General features: G+C 72.7%; 19 protein-coding genes. 13 read left to right on the forward strand and 6 right to left on the reverse strand.

The window, feature by feature from the left end; all coding sequences use genetic code 11:
- Positions 1-254 precede the first annotated feature (254 nt).
- Both A6A06_RS07465 and A6A06_RS07470 read right to left on the reverse strand, forming a co-directional pair.
- Positions 255-1163: a glutamate ABC transporter substrate-binding protein gene (locus A6A06_RS07465; protein WP_073760555.1), complete on the reverse strand. Its 909-nt coding sequence runs from the start codon at positions 1161-1163 to the stop codon at positions 255-257.
- Positions 1164-1218: 55 nt separating this feature from the next.
- Entirely contained in the window at positions 1219-2004 is a 786-nt protein-coding gene (locus A6A06_RS07470) for an amino acid ABC transporter ATP-binding protein (RefSeq protein WP_073760329.1), read from the reverse strand.
- Positions 2005-2343: 339 nt separating this feature from the next.
- Here A6A06_RS07470 and A6A06_RS07475 point away from each other — a divergent pair, with 339 nt between their 5' ends.
- The 4 genes from A6A06_RS07475 (at position 2344) to A6A06_RS07490 (ending at position 6584) form a co-directional block, all read left to right on the forward strand.
- Positions 2344-3084 carry a response regulator transcription factor gene (locus A6A06_RS07475; protein ID WP_073760331.1) on the forward strand — a complete coding sequence of 247 codons (741 nt, stop codon included), beginning with the start codon at positions 2344-2346 and terminating at the stop codon, positions 3082-3084.
- Between the two features lie 19 nt (positions 3085-3103).
- Entirely contained in the window at positions 3104-4513 is a 1410-nt protein-coding gene (locus A6A06_RS07480) for a sensor histidine kinase (RefSeq protein ID WP_073760333.1), read from the forward strand.
- A gap of 225 nt (positions 4514-4738) precedes the next feature.
- Entirely contained in the window at positions 4739-4942 is a 204-nt protein-coding gene (locus tag A6A06_RS07485; protein ID WP_030020343.1) for a cold-shock protein, read from the forward strand.
- Positions 4943-5000: 58 nt separating this feature from the next.
- Complete coding sequence (locus tag A6A06_RS07490) at positions 5001-6584, forward strand: DEAD/DEAH box helicase (RefSeq protein ID WP_199930743.1); 1584 nt, start codon at positions 5001-5003, stop codon at positions 6582-6584.
- A 102-nt stretch (positions 6585-6686) separates the two neighbouring features.
- On the opposite strand, the gene A6A06_RS07495 is transcribed toward A6A06_RS07490, so the two are convergent.
- On the reverse strand, positions 6687-7685 hold the full coding sequence (locus A6A06_RS07495) for a TAXI family TRAP transporter solute-binding subunit (RefSeq protein ID WP_073760335.1): 999 nt from the start codon (positions 7683-7685) through the stop codon (positions 6687-6689).
- Between the two features lie 219 nt (positions 7686-7904).
- Here A6A06_RS07495 and miaB point away from each other — a divergent pair, with 219 nt between their 5' ends.
- Together miaB and A6A06_RS07505 are read left to right on the forward strand one after the other, a co-directional pair.
- Entirely contained in the window at positions 7905-9395 is a 1491-nt protein-coding gene (gene miaB / locus A6A06_RS07500) for a tRNA (N6-isopentenyl adenosine(37)-C2)-methylthiotransferase MiaB (RefSeq protein WP_073760337.1), read from the forward strand.
- A 190-nt stretch (positions 9396-9585) separates the two neighbouring features.
- Complete coding sequence (locus A6A06_RS07505) at positions 9586-10296, forward strand: class III extradiol dioxygenase subunit B-like domain-containing protein (protein WP_073760339.1); 711 nt, start codon at positions 9586-9588, stop codon at positions 10294-10296.
- A 165-nt stretch (positions 10297-10461) separates the two neighbouring features.
- Here A6A06_RS07505 and A6A06_RS07510 read toward each other — a convergent pair whose 3' ends face one another.
- Positions 10462-10758: an antitoxin gene (locus tag A6A06_RS07510; protein WP_073760341.1), complete on the reverse strand. Its 297-nt coding sequence runs from the start codon at positions 10756-10758 to the stop codon at positions 10462-10464.
- A gap of 29 nt (positions 10759-10787) precedes the next feature.
- Complete coding sequence (locus tag A6A06_RS07515) at positions 10788-11072, reverse strand: hypothetical protein (protein ID WP_073760343.1); 285 nt, start codon at positions 11070-11072, stop codon at positions 10788-10790.
- 182 nt (positions 11073-11254) lie between these two features.
- On the opposite strand from A6A06_RS07515, the gene miaA reads away from it, so the two are divergent.
- From miaA to hflX, 6 genes are all read left to right on the forward strand, one after another.
- Positions 11255-12193 (forward strand): tRNA (adenosine(37)-N6)-dimethylallyltransferase MiaA, encoded by a 939-nt coding sequence (gene miaA / locus A6A06_RS07520; protein ID WP_073760345.1) that lies wholly within the window; start codon positions 11255-11257, stop codon positions 12191-12193.
- A 468-nt stretch (positions 12194-12661) separates the two neighbouring features.
- Positions 12662-13141, forward strand: a complete 480-nt coding sequence (locus A6A06_RS07525) for a hypothetical protein (protein WP_073760556.1) — start codon at positions 12662-12664, stop codon at positions 13139-13141.
- Between the two features lie 29 nt (positions 13142-13170).
- Complete coding sequence (gene dapF / locus A6A06_RS07530; RefSeq protein WP_079193861.1) at positions 13171-14112, forward strand: diaminopimelate epimerase; 942 nt, start codon at positions 13171-13173, stop codon at positions 14110-14112.
- Positions 14113-14252: 140 nt separating this feature from the next.
- On the forward strand, positions 14253-16640 hold the full coding sequence (locus A6A06_RS07535; protein WP_073760349.1) for a RelA/SpoT family protein: 2388 nt from the start codon (positions 14253-14255) through the stop codon (positions 16638-16640).
- A gap of 504 nt (positions 16641-17144) precedes the next feature.
- Complete coding sequence (locus A6A06_RS07540) at positions 17145-18899, forward strand: M1 family metallopeptidase (RefSeq protein ID WP_242440623.1); 1755 nt, start codon at positions 17145-17147, stop codon at positions 18897-18899.
- Positions 18900-19041: 142 nt separating this feature from the next.
- Positions 19042-20529 (forward strand): GTPase HflX, encoded by a 1488-nt coding sequence (gene hflX / locus A6A06_RS07545; protein ID WP_073760351.1) that lies wholly within the window; start codon positions 19042-19044, stop codon positions 20527-20529.
- 225 nt (positions 20530-20754) lie between these two features.
- Here hflX and A6A06_RS07550 read toward each other — a convergent pair whose 3' ends face one another.
- On the reverse strand, positions 20755-21942 hold the full coding sequence (locus A6A06_RS07550; RefSeq protein WP_073760353.1) for a trypsin-like serine peptidase: 1188 nt from the start codon (positions 21940-21942) through the stop codon (positions 20755-20757).
- Positions 21943-22680: 738 nt separating this feature from the next.
- Between A6A06_RS07550 and A6A06_RS07555 the strand changes: the two genes are divergently transcribed.
- Positions 22681-24147: a diaminobutyrate--2-oxoglutarate transaminase family protein gene (locus A6A06_RS07555; protein ID WP_443333721.1), complete on the forward strand. Its 1467-nt coding sequence runs from the start codon at positions 22681-22683 to the stop codon at positions 24145-24147.
- Positions 24148-24157: the final 10 nt, after the last annotated feature.

Here is a 24157-nt window from a genome sequence, read left to right on the forward strand (position 1 = left end):
AGCGGTCAGGGTCAGCGGCGGACGGGTGGACGGGCCGGCGCGGGGCGTGCGCGGCGCGCGGGGTACGGGAGCGCGGCCCGGCGTACGGGCGTTTGCGTGCGCGGCGTACAGATGTACGGCCGGGTGTGCGGGCGCGGCCCGCGACGGTGTGCGCACGGGCGGCCCGGCGCGTGGATCCTCAGGCACCCGCGCCCCGCACGCCCGCCGAGGCGGCGTACGGGGCGCGCGGAGCCGACAGGGGTGCGCGACCTGGGTCAGCCGCGCGGCAGCGGCGTCTCCGGCGGGACGAAGCTGGTCCCGGACTTGCCGAGGGTGCCTTCGTACGCCTTCTTGTAGTCGCCGTTCTTGATGTGCTTCTCCAGCGCGTCGGTGATCGCGTCGCGCAGCACCTTGTCGCCCTTCTTCAGGCCGACGCCGTACGGCTCCTTGGTGAACTTCTGGCCGACGACCCGCAGCTTCTTGGGCCGCTCGGCCGCGTACCCCTTGAGGATCGCGTCGTCCGTGGTGACCGCGTCCACCTGGCCGTCGAGCAGCTGCTTGACGCACAGCGAGTACTTGGCCAGCTCGGTGGTCTGCGCGCCGTACTTCGGCTTCTTGATCTCCTGGAGCGGGGTGGAGCCGACGATCGAGCAGACCTTCTTGCCCTTGAGGGAGTCCGGCCCGGTGATCGACTTGTCGTCCTGGCGGACCAGGAGGTCCGCGCCCGCGGTGTAGTACGGGCCCGCGAAGTCGACCTGCTTCTTGCGCTCCTCGTTGATCGTGTACGTACCGACGTAGTAGTCGACCTGACCCTTGGAGATGGTGGTCTCGCGGACGTTGGAGTCGACCGTCTTGAACTCGATCTGCTTCTCGGAGAAGCCGAGGTCGGCGGCGATCATCTTGGCGATCTCGATGTCGAAGCCGGTCCGCTTGCCGGTGGTGTCCTGGAAGCCGAGGTAGGGCTGGTCGGCCTTGGCGCCGATGGTGATCTTCTGGGCCTTGTGGGCGGCCTTCCAGGTCGCCGAGTCCAGGTTGGCCTTGTCGTCGACCGGGTACGTCCCGCTGAACACCTTGGTGCCGGACGCCTTGTCGCCGGCCGTGCCCGACTCGCCGCCGCATGCGGTCGCCGTCGCCGTCAGCGCGAGCACCACCGCACCCGCCGCGGCCGTCTTACGAATCCTCATGGTGAACATCCTTCGGTTCAGCGGAAGTTGGCAATCATGATGACCGGCCGCGGGGTCAGTGGTGGAGGATCTTCGAAAGGAAGTCCTTGGCCCGGTCGCTGCGCGGGTTGTTGAAGAACTGGTTCGGCTCGGCCTCTTCGACGATGCGGCCGTCCGCCATGAAGACGACGCGGTTGGCGGCCGAGCGGGCGAAACCCATCTCGTGCGTGACCACGACCATCGTCATGCCGTCCTGCGCGAGCTGCTGCATGACCTCCAGCACCTCGTTGATCATCTCCGGGTCGAGTGCGGAGGTCGGCTCGTCGAAAAGCATGACCTTGGGGTCCATCGCCAGGGCCCGTGCGATGGCCACCCGCTGCTGCTGTCCGCCGGACAGCTGGGCGGGGTACTTGTCCGCCTGGGTGCCGACCCCCACCCGGTCCAGCAGGGTCCGGGCCTTCTCCTCGGCCGCCTTCTTGTCCGTGCGGCGGACCTTGGTCTGGCCCAGCATCACGTTCTCCAGCACCGTCTTGTGCGCGAAGAGGTTGAAGGACTGGAAGACCATGCCCACGTCGGCGCGCAGCCGTGCCAGCTCGCGCCCCTCCTGCGGCAACGGCTTGCCGTCGATCGCTATGGAGCCGGAGTCGATGGTCTCCAGCCGGTTGATCGTGCGGCACAGGGTCGATTTGCCGGACCCGGAGGGCCCGATCACCACGACCACCTCACCGCGCCGGATGGTCAGGTCGATGTCCTGGAGTACGTGCAGCGCGCCGAAGTGCTTGTTCACGTTGTCCAGCACGACCAGCGGGTCGCCCGCCGGCGCGGGTCCCTCGTCGTTCTTGGTCACCGATACTTCGCTCATCGGCGTACAGCTCCGTCCTCCTCGGTTGGGGAGGACCCTAGTAACGCCCTGCGACCAGCGTCATTACATCTGAGCGGGATTTGAGCATAACGATACGGCTGCGGAGGGACACGCGGTGTGAACGGGGCGCGCGGACCCGGCGCCCCGGTGTACCGGCTGCATAACGGAACCGCCCCGCCGTGAATACCCCCTTGACGTGCGCGCCGTCCATCGTCATAGATGCCTTTTGGCCGCTCCGTGGACGGCCCGTGGCCTGTACGCATCCGCGTGCGGGTGTACACCTATGCACCCGCGCGTCCAGGTATGCGCGGCCGGGCACACATCGTGAGGAGGGGGCCGGTGCGGCTGCTGCTCGTGGAGGACGACGACCATGTCGCGGCCGCCCTGTCCGCCGTACTGTCCCGGCACGGCTTCGACGTCACCCACGCGCGCAGCGGCGAGGAGGCGCTGCGGGCCCTGCTCCCGGGTGACCGGTCCCCCTTCGGGGTGGTCCTGCTCGACCTCGGCCTGCCCGACCAGGACGGCTTCGAGGTCTGCGGACGGATCCGCCGGATCAGCAGCAGCCCGGTGATCATGGTGACCGCGCGGGCGGACGTACGGTCGCGGATCCACGGCCTGAACCTCGGCGCGGACGACTACGTCGTCAAGCCCTACGACACCGGCGAACTGCTCGCCCGCATCCACGCCGTCAGCCGGCGCCGCGCCTCCGAGCCCGCCGCCGGGGGCGAGCCGCCCGCCGAGGAGAGCGGCCCGCGCGACGGACTGCGGCTCGGCGCCGTCACGGTCGACCTGTCCACCCGCCAGGTGTCCGTGGACGGCACCGCCGTACCCCTGACCCGCAAGGAGTTCGACCTGCTCGCCCTGCTCGCGCAGCGGCCGGGCGTCGTCTTCCGCCGGGAGCAGATCATCAGCGAGGTGTGGCGCACCAGCTGGGAGGGGACCGGCCGGACCCTGGAGGTGCACATCGCCTCGCTGCGCGCCAAGCTGGGGATGCCCGCGCTGATCGAGACGGTGCGCGGCGTCGGCTACCGGCTCGTCACGCCCCCCGCCGCCGGGCCACCGGCCGGCCCGGACGCCTGACGGCCGGCGGCAGCGACCCGTGCGCACCCGACTCCTCCCGCTCCTGATCGTCCTGCTGGCCGGCGTGCTGCTCGCACTCGGCTTCCCGCTCGCCGGCATCACCGCCGGAGTCGAACAGCAGCGGGTGGTCGTCGACCGGATCGACGATGCGGCGCGCTTCGCCTCCCTCGCCCAGTACGTCACCGCCCGGCCGGGCGCCGGGCGCAAGAACCCCGACGAGGACGAACGGCAGTCCACGCTGGGCTCCGAACTCAAGCGCTACCAAGAGCTGTACGGCATTCGCGCGGGCGTCTTCTTCCGCGACGGGACACCCATGGCGGCCGCCCCCGCCGACTGGCGCGTACCCGAGCGGGGAGAGGGCGCGCGGGCCTTCAGCGAGGCGCTGGCGGGCCGCCGCAGCCATGATCCCCGCCAGGTCTGGCCCTGGGACGAAGGCGGCCGGATTCCGGTCGCCTCACCCGTCGTCCGGGACGGCGACGTGGTGGCCGTCGTCGTCACCGACTCGCCCACCGGGCGGATGCGCTCGCGCACCCTGCACGGATGGCTGCTGATCGGAGCGGGGGAGTGCGCGGCCATGCTCGTCGCGGTGGGCGCGGCCTTCCGGCTCACCGGCTGGGTACTGCGCCCGGTGCGCATCCTGGACGCCGCGAGCCACGACATCGCCACCGGCCGCCTGAAGTCCCGGGTCGCCGCCGCCTCCGGGCCACCGGAACTGCGCCGCCTGGCCCGATCGTTCAACGAGATGGCCGACAACGTCGAGGACGTGCTGGAACAGCAGCGCGCCTTCGTCGCCGACGCCTCCCACCAACTGCGCAACCCGCTCTCCGCGCTGCTGCTGCGTATCGAGCTGCTCGCCCTGGATCTCCCCGACGGCAACCCGGAGATCGCCTCCGTCCGTACGGAGGGCAAGCGCCTGGCCCGCGTCCTGGACGACCTCCTGGACCTGGCCCTGGCCGAGCACGCCGCCGCCGACCTCCAGCTCACCGACGTCGCCGCGCTCGCCGCCGAACGCGTCGACTCCTGGCGCCCGCTCGCCGACGACAAGGGCGTACTGCTGTCCTACGAGGGCCAGCGGGCCGTGACGGGCTGGGCGGACCCCGTCGCCCTGTCCAGTGCCCTCGACGCGCTGGTCGACAACGCCCTGAAGTTCACGCCCGCCGGGGAACGGGTCACCGTCGGCGCGGCGCCCGACGGCGAGAGCGTACGGATCACCGTCCGCGACCACGGGCCCGGCCTCACCGCGGACGAGCTGGCCCGCATCGGCGACCGCTTCTGGCGCAGCGGCCGCCACCAGAACGTCTCCGGCTCCGGCCTGGGCCTGTCGATCTCCCGCGCGCTGCTCGCCGCCGGAGGCGCCACCCTCTCCTTCGCGCCGAACCGGCCGCACGGACTGCGGGTGACCGTGGTGATGCCGCGCACCGCGCCGTGACCTGGGACCCGGCCCCGTCCTCGCACCATCGTTCGTGGCCGAGGACATGTGTTACCGTTGACGGCGTTGCAGTTGTGGTACCCATGAACTTTGTGCGCGCCCGGAGGCTGGAAGCCCCGGGCGTTCCTTGTTTTCCGGACCTTCCTCCGGTGTGGGGCGATCATCTCGGCGACAGGGAGGCCGTGCAGTGCGGTCTCCGGTTTGCGCCCCAAGAAGGAGAAACACATGGCTACCGGCACCGTGAAGTGGTTCAACGCGGAAAAGGGCTTCGGCTTCATCGAGCAGGACGGCGGCGGCCCCGACGTCTTCGCCCACTACTCGAACATCCAGGCTCAGGGCTTCCGTGAGCTCCTGGAGGGCCAGAAGGTCAGCTTCGACGTGACCCAGGGCCCGAAGGGCCCGCAGGCGGAGAACATCGTCCCCGCCTGACGGACACAACGTCCGTGGACGGGGCCCGCACCGGCCGGTGCGGGCCCCGTCCGCATCCGTGCGGCCCGCCGGCCCTACGGGCCCCCCACCGCACGACCGCACCGCAGCCGCACGACCCGCATGCGTACGTCTCGTACCCCATGCGGCCCCGAGACCGCACGGCACCGCGCCGTACGCGCTCGGCCTCCCCGCCACAGAAGGGCTTTCAGTGACCCGAGCGACCGCACCGCGACAGAGCGCCGCGCCCAAGCCGTCCACGCGGACGGCCCCCCAGCCGCCCGCCGTCTCCTTCGACGAGCTGCCGCTGGCACCGGCTCTTCTCACCGCGCTGCGCGCGCAGGGCGTCACCGAGCCGTTCCCCATCCAGGCGGCGACACTGCCCGCCACCCTCGCGGGCCAGGACGTCCTCGGCCGCGGCCGGACCGGCTCCGGCAAGACCCTCGCCTTCGGACTGGCGATGCTCAGCCGTACGGCGGGCCGCCGCGCCGAGAGCAAGAGCCCCCTCGCGATGGTGCTCGTGCCCACCCGTGAGCTGGCCACCCAGGTGACCCAGGCGCTCGCCCCGTACGCCACGGCGGTCGGCCTGCGCACCACCACGGTCGTCGGCGGCACCTCGATCAACCGCCAGGTCGACGCGCTGCGCAAGGGCGCCGAGATCCTGGTCGCCACCCCCGGCCGGCTCGCCGACCTGCTGGACCGCCGGGCCTGCAAGCTGGACCAGGTCGCCATCACGGTCCTCGACGAGGCCGACCAGATGACCGACATGGGCTTCCTGCCGCAGGTCACCCGCCTGATGGAGAAGGTGGACCCGGACGGCCAGCGGATGCTGTTCTCCGCGACGCTCGACCGCAACGTCGACAAGCTCGTGCGCCGGTTCCTGACCGACCCGGTCACCCACTCCGTGGACCCGTCGGCCGCGACGGTCACCACCATGGAGCACCACGTCCTGTACGTGGACGACACCGACAAGCGGGCCACCACGACCGAGATCGCCGCCCGCGACGGCCGCGTGATCATGTTCGTGGACACCAAGCGCGGCGCCGACCGGCTCACCAAGCACCTGCTGTCGCAGGGCGTACGGGCCGCGGCGCTGCACGGCGGCAAGTCCCAGCCGCAGCGCACCCGCACTCTGGAGCAGTTCCGCACCGGCCAGGCCACCGCGCTGATCGCCACCAACGTCGCCGCCCGCGGCATCCACATCGACGGCCTCGACCTCGTGGTCAACGTCGACCCGCCGACCGAGGCCAAGGACTACCTGCACCGTGGCGGCCGCACCGCGCGGGCCGGCGAGTCGGGCACCGTCGTCACCCTGGTCACACCCGCCCAGCGCCGGGACATGTCCCGGCTGATGTCCCGGGCGAAGATCACCCCCGGCACGGCGCGGGTCCGGCCGGGCGACAACGAGCTGATACGGATCACCGGGGCACAGGCCCCGTCCGGGCAGCCGGTGGTGCTCGCCGTCCCCGCACAGCAGGAACGGCCCAAGCCCGCGGGCAGCGGCCGGCGGCGTCCGCGCCGCGGCGGCTCCGGTGGCGGCGGCTCGGCGGGCGGCGGCACCCCCGCCGCGGGCGGCGGCCGCCCGTCCCGCCGTCCCTCCCGCGCCCCCAAGGGGCCGCGCGCCCCGCGAGCGCCCAAGGCGTGACACGCGCCGGGGCGCGCACGGGAGATCCCGTACGCGCCCCGCGCCGGGTCCCTGGCCCCTGGCCTGGCCTCCCTACGTTTCCCTGCCTACGGCGTCTCCGGCCTACGGCTTCTCCGACACGTAGTAGCGCCGCGCGCCCTCGTGCAGCGGCAGCGGGTCGGTGAACACCGCGGTCCGCAGGTCCACCCGCTGGGCGGCGTGCACCTTGGTCCCGATCCGGTCCCGGCTCCTTATGACGGTCCGGGTGATCGCCTCCGTCAGCACCGGATCCTGCCGGTCGGTGGTCACCAGAAGATTCGCGACCGCGATCGTCTTGATCGCCTGCCCCTTCTGGACCTGCGGATAGGCGTCGGCCGGCATCACGGCCGCCCGGTAGTGGCGGGCCCGCCCGCCCTGCCGGTGCAGTGCCGGGATCAGATCACCGAGCTGGACCAGCCGTACGGGCGTCCGCCGGGCCAGCTGCTGCACGGCCGAGGTCGGCAGCCCGCCCGACCAGAAGAAGGCGTCCAGCTTTCCGTCCTCCAGCAGCTTCGGCATCCGGTCGATACCGGCCCGCACCGCCTCGATGTCGTCGTCGAAGTCCAGTCCGGCCGCCGCGAGCAGCCGCCGGGTGATCAGCTGTACGCCCGAGCCGTCCGCCCCCACACCCACGCGCAGATTCTTCAGGTCCCTGGTCGAACCGACCCGGGAATCCCCGGGGACCACCAGCTGCATGTAGTCGTCGTACAGCCGCGCGCAGGCCCGCAGCCGGGCCGCGGCCTCCGGGGCGCGGCGCTGCTGCTCGACCACCGCGTCCGCCGTCGCTATCGCGAACTGGGCGTTCCCGTTCGTCAACTGGTCCAGGTTGTCCAGCGACCCCGCGCTGTTCATCAGCCGTACGTCGACCCGCGGCAGGTCCCGGCGCAGATCCTGCTTGAGGAGCTCCCCGTAGCGCGCGTACACACCGGAGCGCACGCCGGTCGACAGCGTCAGCTGCCCGCCGGGCGCGGGCGGGCTGCCCAGCGGCAGCAGCCACCACAGCACCAGGCCGAGCGTGACCAGCACCGCGGCCGCCGCGAGCAGCGCCCGACGACCGCCGGTGCGGGGAAGTGCGGAAACCATGGGCGGGATCCTGCCAGCCCCGGCCCGGGAAAGGGAGGGGCGAGGCGCGGCGGGAGCACGTGCAGCAGGCCGACGGCGCCGTCTCCCGCGGACGCGGCCCACAGGCCGAGGAGCCGCAGAGTCCGGAGGTTGCTCCGGGACGTAGACTGGCGTACCAGCCGTTCACCGAGCGTGGCGGTAACGAACGCGCCGACCGACCGACCAGGATTGATCTCTTCCATGACGGAACTCCCACGCAACTACACGGTGGTTACCTACGGTTGCCAGATGAACGTCCACGACTCCGAGCGGCTGTCGGGCCTGCTGGAGGACGCCGGATACGTGCCCGCGCCCCAGGGCGCCGACGGGGCCGACGTCGTCGTCTTCAACACCTGCGCGGTGCGGGAGAACGCCGACAACCGGCTCTACGGCAACCTCGGCCAGCTCGCGCCGAAGAAGGCCGCGCGGCCGGGCATGCAGATCGCCGTCGGCGGCTGCCTGGCCCAGAAGGACCGCGACACCATCGTCAAGAAGGCCCCCTGGGTCGACGTGGTCTTCGGGACGCACAACATCGGCAAGCTGCCGGTGCTCCTGGAGCGCGCCCGCGTCCAGGAGGAGGCCCAGGTCGAGATCGCGGAGTCGCTGGAGGCGTTCCCCTCCACGCTGCCCACCCGCCGCGAGAGCGCGTACGCGGCCTGGGTGTCGATCTCCGTCGGCTGCAACAACACCTGCACCTTCTGCATCGTCCCGGCCCTGCGCGGCAAGGAGAAGGACCGCCGTCCCGGCGACATTCTCGCCGAGATCGAGGCGCTGGTCGCGGAGGGCGTCTCCGAGATCACCCTGCTCGGCCAGAACGTCAACGCGTACGGCTCCGACATCGGCGACCGCGAGGCGTTCAGCAAGCTGCTGCGCGCCTGCGGGAAGATCGAGGGCCTGGAGCGGGTCCGGTTCACCTCGCCGCACCCCCGCGACTTCACCGACGACGTCATCGCCGCGATGGCCGAGACGCCGAACGTGATGCCGCAGCTGCACATGCCGCTGCAGTCCGGCTCGGACACGGTCCTCAAGGCGATGCGCCGCTCGTACCGCCAGGAGCGCTTCCTCGGCATCATCGAGAAGGTGCGCGCCGCGATGCCGGACGCCGCCATCTCCACGGACATCATCGTCGGCTTCCCCGGCGAGACCGAGGAGGACTTCGAGCAGACCCTGCACACGGTCCGCGAGTCCCGCTTCGCGCAGGCCTTCACCTTCCAGTACTCCAAGCGCCCCGGGACCCCGGCCGCCGAGATGGAAGGACAGATCCCCAAGAAGGTCGTCCAGGCGCGTTACGAGCGGCTGGTGGCCCTCCAGGAGGAGATCTCCTGGGAGGAGAACAAGAAGCAGGTCGGCCGCACCCTGGAGGTCATGGTCGCCGAGGGCGAGGGGCGCAAGGACGACGCCACGCGCCGTCTGTCCGGCCGTGCGCCCGACAACCGCCTGGTGCACTTCACCCGTCCCGAGGAGCCGGTCCGCCCCGGCGACATCGTGACCGTCGAGATCACCTACGCCGCGCCGCACCACCTGCTCGCCGAGGGCCCGGCCCAGGCCGTCCGCCGTACGCGCGCGGGTGACGCCTGGGAGAAGCGCAACACCGCCGCGGCCGCCAAGCCGGCCGGCGTGATGCTCGGCCTGCCGACGATCGGCGCGCCGGCCCCCACCCCGGCCCCGGCTTCGGGCTGCGGCTGCGACTGACGTCCTGAGGGCGTATCGGGCGGGACGGGGCCCCGTACCGGGTGGGACGCAATGACGTACCGGGCGGGACGCGACGACGTACCCGGCGGGATGGAACGGTTCGCCGTCCCGGCCGGACGCCGCCGGACGCGACGCGGACCCGCGCCCGAGCCCGCGTGCCCCGCGCCGCGGCCTTGCTAGGGTTCCAGCCATGCTTGTCGCCGCCGCCGTCTGCCCGTGTCCGCCGGTGCTCGTCCCGGAAGTCGCCTCCGGAGCCGCCCCCGAGCTGGACGGCCTGCGGGCCGCCGCCCTCGACGCGGTCGGCGTGCTCGCGGCGGCCCGGCCGGACCGGCTGGTCGTCGTCGGCCCCGCCGAAGAGGCCGGCCGCGGGCCGCACGGACAGGGCGCGGTGGGCTCGTTCCGCGGCTTCGGCGTGGACCTGGACGTGAGCCTGGGCGCCGCGGAGACGCCCCCGGAGCGCCCGCTGCCGCCGTCGCTGTCCGTCGGCGCCTGGCTGCTGGCCCGTACGGACTGGGCCGACGCACCGGTGGAGGGGCTGGGCGTCGGAGAGCCGCTGGCCGCCGACCGCTGCGTACAGGTCGGCCGGGAGATCGCGGCATCGGCGGAGCGGGTCGCCCTGCTGGTCATGGGCGACGGCAGCGCATGCCGGACGGTGAAGGCGCCGGGCTACTACGACGAGCGGGCCGAGGGCTTCGACACTGTCGTGGGGCGCGCCCTGGGCGCCGCCGACACCGAGGCGCTGACCGGACTGGACGCGGAACTGGCGGACGCCCTGAAGGTTTCGGGGCGGGCCTGCTGGCAGGTACTGGCGGGCGCCGCCCAGGGCGCCGGGCTGCGCGGCGAGCTGCTGCGCGAGGAGGCGCCGTACGGCGTGGGGTACTTCGTGGCGGCCTGGTCCTGAGGCGTAGGCGCAGGCGTAGACACAGGCGTACGGGACGGCGCGGGCCGGGCGGAGTGCGCGACGGCCGCGGAGCGCGTCGCTCCGCGGCCGTGGTGCCGCCGGGTCCGTGATGCCGCCCGGCCCGCGCCGTCCCGCGACGGGCCCGGCGGGAAGGTCACGGGAAGGTCAGGAGGCAGGCCCCTGCGGACCGGAGCCGTCGTGGTCCCCGGGCCGACGGGATTCCCCGGATTGCCGGGATTCCCCGGATCGGCGGGACTCCTCCGACAGCCGGCCGAGGGCGTCCTTGGCCTTGCCCGCGCCGGTCCCGATCTGGCTGCTGTACTTGCCCTTGGTCCTCTCGTCGACCGCCCGCGCGGCCTTGTCGAGCCCCTGCTCGATCTTGTCACCGTGCTGGTGCGCGAGGTCACCGGCCTTGCCCTTCAGCGGGCCCAGCTTGGCCTTGAGGTTGTCCAGCAGACCCATGGGCCACCTTCCTTCGTACGGCGTGCGTGCTACTTGCGGGCGCCTTCCCCGGCTTCGCTGTCCGCAGCCTCCTCGGCCGACTGCTGCTTGGGAATCTCGACGCCCTCGGCGGCAGCCGCCTCACCGGCCTGCGCCGCCGACGGCTTCCCGCCCGTCGCCGCCGCCTCGTCCTGCTCCGCCGGGGAGCCGGTCCCGGCGGCCCGCTCCGCGGCCGGCTCGCCGCCTTCCGGAGCCGACGACTCCGCCGTCAGCGCGGCAGCTTCCTCCGTCGATGCCTCCGCCTTGCGGCGACGAAACCGTGAAAACACGCCCATAACCACTCCATACCTTACTCGTGCGGGCGAAATCCCGGGGTGCCCGGAGCGTCCCATTGCGCCGCCCGCGGGCCCCGGTCCGTAAACCGGCGGCCGGAACCTCGCAACAGGCAACGAACACGGAGGCGAGCCGTCACGTCGCTCGTTCGAGATGAGGCCCCTGGGTTTGCGAGACTGGGCCGGTGAACACCGCAGTTCCCGTACCCCGGGTCATCGCCGTCGTCGGTCCCACCGCGGCCGGAAAGTCCGATCTGGGCGTCGCGCTCGCCCGCCACCTCGGCGGTGAAGTCGTCAACGCCGACTCCATGCAGCTCTACCGGGGAATGGACATCGGCACCGCCAAGCTGACGGTGCCCGAGCGGCAGGGCGTCCCGCACCACCTCCTGGACCTCTGGGACGTGACCCGGGCCGCGAACGTCGCCGAGTACCAGCGTCTGGCCCGCGCCGAGATCGACCGGCTGCTCGCCGAAGGCCGTACCCCCGTCCTCGTCGGCGGCTCCGGCCTGTACGTACGCGGCGCCATCGACGCCCTCGACTTCCCCGGTACGGACCCGGAGGTACGGGCCCGCCTGGAGGCCGAGCTCGCCGAGCAGGGCAGCGGCGCCCTGCACGCCCGGCTCGCCGCCGCCGACCCGGAGGCCGCCCGCGCCATCCTGGCGAGCAACGGACGCCGTATCGTGCGCGCCCTGGAGGTCATCGAGATCACCGGCCGTCCCTTCACCGCCAACCTCCCCGGGCACGAGGCGGTCTACGACACCGTGCAGATCGGCGTCGACGTGGCACGCCCCGAACTGGACGACCGCATCGCCCGCCGGGTGGACCGGATGTGGGAGGAAGGCCTGGTGGACGAGGTGCGGCGGCTGGAGGGCGAGGGGCTGCGGGAAGGCCTCACCGCCTCCCGCGCGCTCGGCTACCAGCAGGTGCTCGCCCAGCTCGCGGGGGAGTGCACGGAGGAGCAGGCGCGGGCCGAGACGGTCCGGGCCACCAAACGGTTCGCGCGCCGCCAGGACTCCTGGTTCCGCAGGGACCCCAGGGTCCACTGGCTCAGCGGTGCCGCCGCGGACCGCGGGGAACTCCTGGGGCGGGCGCTGACGTTGGTCGAACGACCGGTCACAGCCTGATCACGTCATGGCATCGGGACGCTCCGCCCGTCATCCGGGCCGCCGGGAGCGTGTCATCATCGACCTTCGATCGAGGCGTGCAGTCGGGAGTGGGGAGGGCGCGTGGCGATGGAGGCCGGCCCTCGCAACAGACCGCAGCAACCGGACGGGCCGAGAGACGGAGAGCGGGACGCGACAGCGTCGCCGACTCAGGACGGACCCGGGTCCGCCGGGCCGGGCAGCCCTGGGCCGGACGGTTCCGGGGTGAATGGTTCCGGGGCGGACGGCCCGGGACTGGACGGCTCTGCGCTGGACAGCCCGGGGCTGGACGGCTCTGGGCCGAGCGGACCCGTGCTGAATGATTCCGTACCGAACGATTCCGTTCTGAGTGGCCCTGTCCTGAACGACGCTGTCCTGAACGATCCTGCCCTGAGCGACTCAGTTCTGAACGATGCCGTCCTGAGCGATTCCGGCCTGGGCGATTCCGTACTGAACGACTCCGTCCTGGGCGGCCCTGTTCTGGACCACGCCGCGGCCGTCGGGCCCGACGGCCCTGACGCCCTCGGCGAACCGGTTCGCCCGGCGCCCCTGGAGGCCGGGGACGGCCCGGAGGGAGCGGCCGAGGGCGGGGAGTCCTTCCGCGAACTGCGGCCGCCGCGCAGGCTGCGCATCTGGCAGCTCGCCCCCATCGTGGGCCTGGCCGCCCTCGGCTCGCTGATGTTCGCCTTCCCGCTCGCCTTCGAGTTCGGCGGCGACGGCGGCGCGGTGATCTCCATGCTCGGCCTGCTGCTGTTCTGCTGCGCCGCGGGCTGGGGCATGATGGCCGCCCGTCGGGTCGGCCACACCTGGCCCGGCCTGCCCGCCCGCGGCTCCGGCCGCCGCCCGGACTGGCGTGTCGTCCTGGCGTACGCGGCGGTCGTGGCCGTACTGGCCCTGCTGGCCGTATGGCGGGTCGCCCGCCTGCACTGACTGTCGGTGCCGCGCCGTACGATGCAGTCATGACCAACGCACAGGGGACCGCAGAGGCCACGGAGGCCGCAGTGGATGCCGCGACGACCGCCGCGGGCGGCCCCGGCCGTGGCATCACCTTCCTCAAGGGACACGGCACGGAGAACGACTTCGTGATCGTCCCCGACCCGGACGGCGTCCTGGAGCTGTCCGCCGACGCCGTCGCGCGGATCTGCGACCGCCGCGCCGGCGTCGGCGGCGACGGCCTGCTGCGCGTGGTGCGCTCCGCCGCCGACCCCGCGGCCCGCGCCATGGCCGGCGAAGCCGAGTGGTTCATGGACTATCGCAACGGCGACGGCTCCATCGCCGAGATGTGCGGCAACGGCATCCGCGTCTTCGCCCGCTACCTCCAGCACGCCGGCCTGGCCGGCGAGGGCGAGCTGGCCATCGCGACCCGCTCCGGCGTCCGCACGGCGCGCCTGTCCACGACCGGCGAGGTCACGATCTCCATGGGCCGCGCCGAGCTGCTCCCGGACGGTGTGACGGTCACCGTCGGCGACCGCAGCTGGCCCGCCCGCAACGTGAGCATGGGCAACCCGCACGCCGTCGCCTTCGTCGAGGACCTCGACCACGCCGGAGAGCTGCGCGACGTCCCGCCGTTCAGCCCAGCCGCCGTCTACCCGGACGGTGTGAACATCGAGTTCGTCGTCGACCGCGGCCCGCGCCACGTGGCGATGCGGGTCCACGAGCGCGGCTCCGGCGAGACCCGCTCCTGCGGTACGGGCGCCTGCGCCGTCGCCGTCGCCACCGCCCGCCGGGACGGCGCCGACCCCGCGGTCACCGGCAGCCCCGTCACGTACACGGTCGACATACCGGGCGGCAGCCTGACGATCACCGAGCTGCCGGACGGCACGGTCGAGATGACCGGCCCCGCGGTCATCGTCGCGCAGGGCGCGCTGGACCCCGCGTGGCTGGTCACGGCCCTCGGCTGAGACTTCGCTCGAATGGGTGATCCGGTTCACGCTGGGCGAGAGCGGGACAGCGCTGCGTGATGGGCTCGGTAGCATCAAGCACCGGCCCGGGCGACTGACTGCGGGCGCCCAACCGCCGGTCGACGCCGCCGGAGGTGCCCATGAGCGCAGAGGCCACGAACCCTGGTAACCCCGTCGCGCCTGTCCAGGCCGGTCCGCCCGAGCTGGGGGAAGCCGCCCACCGCAAACGTGGCCGCCCCCGCCTGGAACTGCGCGGACTGCGCCGCATCGGCCGGGCGGCGCTGCTCGGACCGGCTCCCCGCGACGGCCTGCCGGACGCCCTGGAGCACGTCGCCAAGGTGCACCGCGCCCACCACCCGGACGCCGACCTGGACACCCTGAGCCGGGCCTACGTACTCGCCGAGTCCTCGCACCGCGGGCAGATGCGCAAGAGCGGCGAGCCGTACATCACCCATCCGCTCGCGGTGACCCTGATCCTGGCCGAACTGGGCGCCGAGACCACGACCTTGACCGCCTCCCTCCTCCACGACACCGTCGAGGACACGGAGGTGACGCTGGATCAGGTGGTCCGGGAGTTCGGCAAGGAGGTCTGCTACCTCGTCGACGGCGTGACCAAACTGGAGAAGGTGGACTACGGCGCCGCCGCCGAGCCCGAGACCTTCCGCAAGATGCTGGTCGCCACCGGCAACGACGTCCGCGTGATGTCCATCAAGCTGGCCGACCGGCTGCACAACATGCGCACCCTCGGTGTGATGCGCCCCGAGAAGCAGGCCAGGATCGCCAAGGTGACGCGCGACGTCCTGATCCCGCTCGCCGAACGGCTGGGCGTCCAGGCGCTCAAGACCGAGCTGGAGGACCTGGTCTTCGCGATCCTGCACCCGGAGGAGTACGCGACCACCCGCGCCCTCGTCCTCGGCCACGCCGACCGCCAGGGCCCGCTCGCCGCCCTCGCGGAACGGGTGCGCACCGTCCTGGACGAGGCCGACATCGATGCCGAAGTCCTCATCCGGCCGCGGCACTTCGTCTCCGTGCACCGGGTGCGCCTGGCGCGCGGTACGGTCACCGGCGCGGACCTCGGCCGGCTGCTGGTCCTCGTCGCCGAGGACGCCGACTGCTACGCGGTCCTCGGTGAACTGCACACCTGCTTCACCCCGGTGGTCTCGGAGTTCAAGGACTTCATCGCCGCACCGAAGTTCAACCTCTACCAGTCGCTGCACACCGCCGTCACGGACGAGGACGGCGCGGTTGCCGAAACGCTCATCCGTACGCACCGGATGCACCGCGTCGCGGAGGCCGGGGTGATCGCCCTGGGCAACCCGTACGCCCCCGCTGACGGCTCCGACCCGTCAGCGGCCGTGGCGGACGGCACGGCGGGCGCCCCGGCGGCCGAGGACGGCGAGCGCGTCGACCCGACCCAGCCCGGATGGCTGTGCCGGCTCCTGGAGTGGCAGCGCGCCACCCCCGACCCGGACACCTTCTGGACCTCGCTGCGCGACGACCTCGCCCAGGACCGCGAGATCACGGTCTTCTGCGCGGAGGGCGGCTTCGACGACGGCAGCGGCACGGTCGCCTCCGACCCCGCGGGTACGGGCACGGCGCGCACCGGCACCGTCGGCCTCCCCGCCGGAGCGAGCTGCGTGGACGCCGCGTACGCGCTGTATGGCGAAGGCGCGCACCACTGCATCGGCGCGCGCGTCAACGGCCGCCTCGCGACGCTCTCCACGGTCCTGTGCGACGGCGACAGCGTGTACCTGCTCATGGCTCCCGACTCCGCCTCCGGGCCCTCACCGGACTGGCTCGACCACACCCGTACCCCGGCGGCCCGCCTCGCCATCTCGCGCTGGCTGGACGCTCATCCGGGGGCGGAGACGGGAGCGGAGACGGGAGCGGGGGCGGGCGAAGGAGCGGGCGAGGCAGTGGGGGAGGGGATGGGCGAGGGAGCGGAGGAAGCGGGCGCGCCGGGCGGAGCCGGTGAGACGCGTGGCGCCGGGGTGCCCGGGGCAGTCGGGGTGTCCGGGGCCGTCGGGGTGTCCGGGCGCCGCGGCGGCGACACCGACGGTCTGTCCACCGACCTTCCCGGCGCGTCCGTGCGGCTCGCGGGCTGCTGCACCCCCGTACCGCCGGACAACGTCACCGGCTTCGCCGTGCGGGGCGGCATCGTCACCGTGCACCGGGCGCTGTGCCCCGTGGTGGCCCGGATGGCCGCGTCCGGCCGACAGCCGGTCGGCGCACGCTGGCGCGGCGCGGGAAACCGCGTACAGGGCTGCCGGGTCACGCTCCTCGCGGAGGCGTTCACCAGGCCGCACCTGCTCGCCGACCTCACGGAGGCCATCGCCGCCGAAGGGGCCGCCGTGGTGGCGGCGGACGTCGAGCCGCCCCGCGAGCAGCGGGTACGGCACACGTACACCCTCCACCTGCCGGACGCGGCCAAGCTGCCGTCCCTGATGCGGGCGATGCGGCAGGTACCGGGCGTCTTCGACGTGCTGCGGGCGGGGCGGGCACAGCCGACGGTGGCGGTGCGTTCCTGAGGGGCTGACTTGCGCGGTCCTTGCTCGTGCGGTCCTGAGGGGGTGGCTCGCGCGCTTCTTGTGAGGTGCCGGGCTCTGTGTGCGTTTGGCCGGGCTCTGTGTGTTTGAGGGGTGCCTGTTTCTGCCCGCTTGCGGGGCGCTTGTTTCTGTTTTCTGTGCGGCTTTCTGTGCGGCTTTCTGCGTGGCCGGGAGGCGCCCGGGGGCTCGGTAGCGCGTGGGACCCGGCACCCACATGCGTCACTCCGGACTCGACGGGCGCACGAATCCCCTCGTTCGGGTGCCGTACTGTCGCGTCGGCCACGGGCGGGGGTGCCGCGCTGATAGCGGTTTGCCATGCCGCTTTCCTCGTCCCACTCCGCCCCCGGCCCCGGTTCCGGCCCTGGCCCCGGTTCCGGCCCTGGCTCCGGTTCCGCCCCTGGCTCCGGTCCCGATCCCGGTCCCGCTTCCGGGCGGGGCCCCGGAGGTGCCCCGCCCCGCCCGCGGCCGCGCCGCCTCCCGGGGGCCGTGACCCGCCGCCGGAGCGCGCTCGGCCTGCTCGCCGCCGCCTCACTGGTCGCCGCCGGCCTGCCGGACGCCACCCCGCTCGGTATCGGCGACCGGCTCTACCCGCACCTCGGCAACCCCGGCTACGACGTCCGCGCGTACGACATCGCCCTGACCTACTCCGGACACAACGACCGGCCGCTGGACGCCGTCACGAAGATCACCGCGCGGGCCACCGCCCGTCTGGAACGCATCAACCTCGACTTCGCGCACGGCACCGTCCGCTCCGTCGAGGTCGACGGCCGCCCCGCGGCCCACGTCACCCGTGGCGAGGACCTGATCGTCACACCCCACCGCACCCTGCGCGCCGGCACCCCGGTGCGCATCGTCGTCCGGCACACCAGCGACCCGCGCCCCCGCAAGGGCGGCAAGGACAAGGAGATCGGCTGGCTGCGTACGAAGGACGGCCTGGTGATGGCCAACCAGGTGGACGCCGCACACCGCGTCTTCCCGGGCAACGACCACCCGTCGGACAAGGCGCTCTACACCTTCCGCGTCACCGCGCCCAGCGGTCTGACGGTCGTCGCCAACGGATCGCGCGTGGCGCGCTATCCGGGTGCTTTGCCGGGCAGGAGCGCGCCTGCGGGTCTCCGGGGCCGGGCAGGGCAGGACGTACGGCAGGGGCGGGCGGCCCCGGCCGCCACCACCTGGGTCTACCGTTCCGCCCACCCCATGGCCACCGAGGTCGCGCAGGTGTCCATCGGGCGCTCCGCCGTCGTCCGGCGTACCGGTCCGCACGGCCTGCCGCTCCGTGACGTCGTGCCCGCCGCCGACCGCAAGCGCCTGGAACCGTGGCTGGCCGAGACGCCCGGCCAGCTGGCCTGGATGGAGAAGCAGGTCGGCCGCTACCCCTTCGAGACGTACGGCGTGCTGCTCGCGCAGGCGGAGACCGGCTTCGAGCTGGAGACCCAGACGCTGTCCCTCTTCGAGGAGCGGCTGTTCGTCACGCGGCAGTACCCCCGCTGGTACATCGAAGCGATCATGGTGCACGAGCTGGCGCACCAGTGGTTCGGCAACAGCGTCTCCCCGCGCATCTGGTCGGACGCCTGGCTCAACGAGTCGCACGCCACCTGGTACGAAGAGCTGTACGCGCACGAGCACGCCAAGATGTCCATGGACGAGCGGACGCGGCGCGCCTACAGCGTCTCCGACCGGATGCGGGCCGAAGGCGGCCCGCCCGGGGCACCGAAGGTCCCCACCCCCGGCAACAAGACCGGCATCTTCCGCCCGGTCATGTACGACGGCAGCGCTCTCGTGCTGTACGCGCTGCGCGCCAAGATCGGACACGCCGCCTTCGACCGGCTGGAGCGCGCCTGGGTGGCCCGGCACCGCGACGGTGTCGCGGGCACCGCCGACTTCGTCGCGCTGGCCTCCCGCGTCGCGGGCCGGGACCTCGGCGGCTTCTTCCGCAGATGGCTGTACGACGCGAAAACGCCGCCGATGCCGGGGCACCCGGACTGGAGGAGCCACTACCGGACCCCGCAGCCACCGGCGCGCAAGCCGGGGGCGAAGCCGGGCGGTGGGCAGTCGGGTGGGAAGCCTGCTGGGAAACCCGCAGGCAAGCCCGCAAGCAAGCCGGCCGGTAACGCCGGTAATGCTGGTGGCCAGTCGGCCGGTAAGCCCGCAGGCAAGCCCGCCAGGGGGCAGGCAGCCGGGAAGCCCGGCGCGAAGCCGGTGAAGACGCGGCCCGCCACGCCGCACGGAAAACCCGGGTGACGGCCCCCGGTGGCCGTGCGACCATCGTCTGGCCGATGACGGGGCCGCCGGGAATCTCCCGGGCGGTCCGGACGTTGTCACGATCGAGTGTCCCGGGGCCGTACGGCTCCGCACGGGACGTCCCAACGACGCAAAGGATCAAATGACCTCCTCTTCTTCCCTTCCACAGGACCGACAGCGCCTCCCCGAGAGCCGCCGGGCCGACGCCCTGATGGAAGAGGACGTCGCCTGGAGTTACGAGATCGACGGGGAGCGTGACGGCGAGCAGTACGACCGCACGGAGCGGGCCGCCCTGCGCCGCGTGGCCGGACTGTCCACCGAGCTCGAAGACGTCACCGAGGTCGAGTACCGCCAGCTGCGCCTGGAGCGCGTGGTGCTGGTCGGCGTCTGGACCACGGGCACGGCGCAGGACGCGGAGAACTCGCTCGCCGAGCTGGCCGCGCTGGCGGAGACCGCCGGCGCGCTCGTGCTCGATGGCGTCGTCCAGCGCCGCGACAAGCCCGACCCGGCCACGTACATCGGCTCCGGCAAGGCCCTGGAGCTCCGCGACATCGTCATGGAGTCCGGCGCCGACACGGTGGTCTGCGACGGTGAGCTGAGCCCCGGCCAGCTGATCCACCTTGAGGACGTCGTCAAGGTCAAGGTCGTCGACCGTACGGCCCTGATCCTCGACATCTTCGCCCAGCACGCCAAGTCCCGGGAGGGCAAGGCGCAGGTCTCGCTGGCGCAGATGCAGTACATGCTGCCGAGGCTGCGCGGCTGGGGTCAGTCGCTGTCCCGGCAGATGGGTGGCGGTGGCTCCGGTTCCGCGGGCGGCGGTATGGCCACGCGTGGTCCCGGTGAGACCAAGATCGAGACGGACCGGCGGCGGATCCGCGAGAAGATGGCGAAGATGCGCCGGGAGATCGCGGAGATGAAGACCGGCCGTGACATCAAGCGGCAGGAGCGCCGCCGTCACAAGGTCCCGTCGGTCGCCATCGCCGGTTACACGAACGCGGGCAAGTCCTCCCTGCTCAACCGCCTCACCGGAGCCGGTGTCCTGGTGGAGAACGCGCTGTTCGCCACCCTGGACCCGACCGTGCGCCGGGCCGAGACGCCCAGCGGGCGGCTCTACACCCTCGCCGACACCGTCGGCTTCGTGCGCCACCTGCCGCACCACCTCGTCGAGGCGTTCCGCTCCACGATGGAGGAGGTCGGCGACTCCGACCTCATCCTCCACGTGGTCGACGGCTCGCACCCGGTGCCGGAGGAGCAGCTGGCCGCCGTGCGCGAGGTGATCCGCGACGTGGGCGCCACCGACGTACCGGAGATCGTCGTCGTCAACAAGGCGGACGCCGCCGACCCGCTGGTCCTCCAGCGGCTGCTGCGTCAGGAGAAGCACGCGCTGCTGGTCTCGGCGCGTACGGGACAGGGCCTCGACGAGCTGCTCGCGCTGCTCGACGAGGAACTGCCGCGGCCGCAGGTCGAGATCGAGGCACTGGTGCCGTACACGCAGGGCGCGCTGGTCTCGCGGGCGCACGCCGAGGGCGAGGTGATCTCCGAGGAGCACGTGGCGGAGGGCACCGTCCTCAAGGCGCGGGTGCACGAAGAACTGGCCGCGGAGTTCCGGCCGTACGTGGCCGCCGCGTGACGATGCGGTCGTAGGCGCCGCAGCTGTAGGCGCCTACGGCAGGCATCGAGGCTGCCCGTAGGCACTGCGAAGGCAGTACGTAGGCAGCACGTAGGCAGTACGAAGGTCTGCTCCCGGAAGTACGAAGGCCCGCCCCCGGATTCCGGGAGCGGGCCTTCGCCGTTGCTTCGTCATGGCCGGGTGCCCGCCGCTCATCGCGGCTGCTTCCCGGCTACTCCTTCGCGGCTACTTCGACGCGAACTTCTTGCTCATCGCGCCGTACATGCTCTTGGCCTCCGGGCCGAGGTGCGGGCCCGCCAGCCAGCCGGCCGGACGCGGGCCGATCGAGGTGTTGGACACCAGCGCGGGCTTGCCGTCCGAGCCCTTGGCGAACCAGGGGCCACCGGAGGAACCGGCGGTCATCAGGCAGCCGATGCGGTACATGGTCGGCTTCTTGGCGTCCAGCGAGAGCCGGCCCGGCCTGTCGGTGCACTGCTGCAGCGTCGCGCCGTCGAACGGCGCCTCGGCCGGGTAGCCCTGAGCGGTCATGCTGGAGATGTCCGGGATCGCCGAGGCGTTGAAGTCCACCGGGAAGGCGCCGCCGGCGACCTCTTCGAGGGACTTGCTGCCCGCGCCCTTCTCCGGCGTCACGTGCATGATCGCGAAGTCGTACGGCGCCATCGGCACGCCGTTGCCCTGCGCGCCGCCCTGGCCGATCCACTGGTTCGAGGTCGACGCGCCGTCGGCCCACCAGACGCCCTTGGGGAACATCTGCTCACGCGAGGCGTTCTCCAGCTGGGCCGCGGACTTGCCGCTGTCGTTGAACGACGGGGCGAAGACCATGTTGCGGTACCAGCCACCGGTCTTGCCGGCGTGCACGCAGTGGCCCGCCGTCCACACCAGGTTGGACTTGCCCGGGTGCGCCGGGTCCTCGACCACCGCGCCGGAGCAGACCGCGTGGCCCTCGGGCGTGTCGAAGAAGATCTTGCCGAGGCCGGGCGCGTTCTGGCCGAACGGCGGCTTGACGGCCTTGGCCTGGACCGGCCGCGGGTCCGGGTCGGTCCGCCCCTGGTCACCGGAGATGTCCTTGGGCGTGGGCTCCTTCGGCGGCTTGGCCTTGCTCGCCCGGTCCGGGTCCCACAGGCCCTTGATGATCGGGTTGATGAACTCACTGGCCTCGCGGAGCCACTTGTCCTTGTCCCAGTTCTTCCACTCGCCGTTCTTCCACTTGTCCAGGTCGACGCCGTGTTCCTTGAGCTTGTCCTGGATGTCCTTGGGGATCGTGAAGCCACCCCCGTCCGCGCTGCCCTGTTCCGCGGACTGGCCGGGCTTGCCGTCCGCCTGGTTGCCCTCGGGACCGCAGCCGGTGGCGGTCAGCGCCACCACGGCGGTGAGGGCGGCCGCGGCCAGGACCGGCCGACGTATGGATCGCATGGGTGAACTCCCCCTGGTCTGTTCAGGTCTGCCGCGGACACGCGTCCGGCCCCGGGCGGCCGTACCGCGCCGTGGGTGGTCCTGCCGGTCTTGCCCCGGACGTGCCCGCATCTGCTGTTTTGTCATGCACCGGGAAGCCGGAGCAGGTCCCCACTATGCCGGTGCCGTTGGGGACGGCGGCGGGCGGGTCCCCGGTTCCGGTTCGGCGCGGATCTCTCCGCGGGAGTGATGCCGGTGGTGCGGGAGGGGCGCGTATGGTGCGGGCGCTCCGGGGTGTTCGGGGGCGTCCCGGGGCGTCTTGAGGCCCCTTCGAGTCGCGCCAGGGTGCGCCGGTGTGTTCCAGGGCGTTCGAGTTGCTCCGGGCTGCTTCGAGTTGTCCCGAGCAGCTCCGAACTGCTCGGAGCTGCTCGGAGCTGCTCCGGTGGGATGTCGCCGGGACGTTCGCCGTGAAACCCGTAAGGCCGGAGGTCAGGCGCGCGGCAAGGATCTTTCGGCAGGCCGTGTTCTCCCGCGGGCGGCGTCGTTGATACGTACGGGGGACGGCTGAGCCGTGTCCGGCGGCAGGGCAGTGGCCCGCTGACCGGGCCCGGCGACCTGCCGACAGCGAACCAGGCCCGGTGCGCGACGGAAGCGGCCCGACAGGGTGCGGACGGCGCGCGGCGGGCCCGCCCGCAGTTCAACAGAAGAGTTCAGCAGCAGGAGGACCGAACCGCCGTGGCCTTGACCCAGCCTCTGCCGATGGCACCCCCTCCCGCCCACGAGGGCATCCTGCGGCGCCAGTCGCTCCGCGAGTCCGCCGCCCGTACGTACGCGCGCTCCCTTCCCATCGTCCCGGTGCGCGCCCGCGGGCTGACCATCGAGGGCGCCGACGGCCGCCGCTACCTGGACTGCCTCTCCGGGGCAGGCACCCTGGCGCTCGGCCACAACCACCCCGTCGTCCTGGAGGCGATCCGCTCCGTCCTGGACTCCGGCGCCCCGCTGCACGTCCTCGACCTGGCCACCCCGGTCAAGGACGCCTTCGTCACCGAACTGTTCGCCACCCTCCCTGCCGAACTGGCCGACCACGGCCGCGTCCAGTTCTGCGGACCGGCCGGCACGGACGCCGTCGAGGCCGCCTTCAAGCTGGTGCGGACCGCGACCGGCCGGGACGGGCTCGCGGCCTTCACCGGCGCGTACCACGGCATGACGGCGGGGGCGCTCGCGGCGTCAGGGGGCGCGCGCGACACCTCCGTGACCCGTCTCCCGTATCCGTACGACTACCGCTGCCCCTTCGGTACGGGCGGTGAGCGCGGCGCCGAACTGGCGGCGCACTGGACCGCGAACGTGCTGGACGACGAGAAGAGCGGGGTGCCCAGGCCCGCCGGAATGATCCTGGAACCGGTCCAGGGTGAAGGCGGGGTGATCCCCGCGCCCGACAGCTGGCTGCGCAGGATGCGCGAGATCACGGCCATGCGCGACATCCCGCTGATCGTGGACGAGGTGCAGACCGGCGTGGGCCGCACCGGCGCGTTCTGGGCCGTCGAACACAGCGGCGTGGTGCCCGACGTCCTCGTGCTGTCCAAGGCCATCGGCGGCAGCCTGCCGCTCGCGGTCATCGTCTACCGAGAAGAACTGGACGCCTGGCGGCCCGGCGCGCACGCCGGCACCTTCCGCGGCAACCAGCTCGCCATGGCGGCCGGCGCGGCCACCCTCGCGTACGTCCGGGAGAACGACCTGGCGCGGCGCGCCGCGGACCTGGGCGCCCGTATGGCGTCCCGGCTCGGCGGGCTCGCCGCCGAGCACGGCTGCATCGGTGACGTACGCGGCCGGGGCCTGATGCTCGGCCTGGAACTGATCGACCCGGACGCCGCCCCCGACCCGGCGGGGGCCCGTCCGGCCGCCCCCGCGCTGGCCGCGTCCGTCCAGCAGGAGTGCCTGGCCAGGGGCCTGATCATCGAACTGGGCGGCCGCCACGGCTCGGTGATCCGACTGCTGCCCCCGCTCACCATCACCGACGAACAGGCGGACGCGGTCCTCGACCGCCTCGCCGACGCGCTGGCGGCCGCGGCGGGACCGGGAGCGAGCAGTGCGGCGGCCGGAAGGCCCACGGTGCCCGGCCGGAGGGCGGGGCAGGGGGAGCGGGAGACGGCGGACGCCGCCCCCGCGCCAGAGGGGCAGAGCCACACGCCGTCCCGGCAGGCGCCGTTCCCCGGGGGGACGCTGTGAGCAGGGGAAA

It is taken from the genome of Streptomyces sp. CB02923 (assembly GCF_001905005.1).
GTDB lineage: Bacteria > Actinomycetota > Actinomycetes > Streptomycetales > Streptomycetaceae > Streptomyces.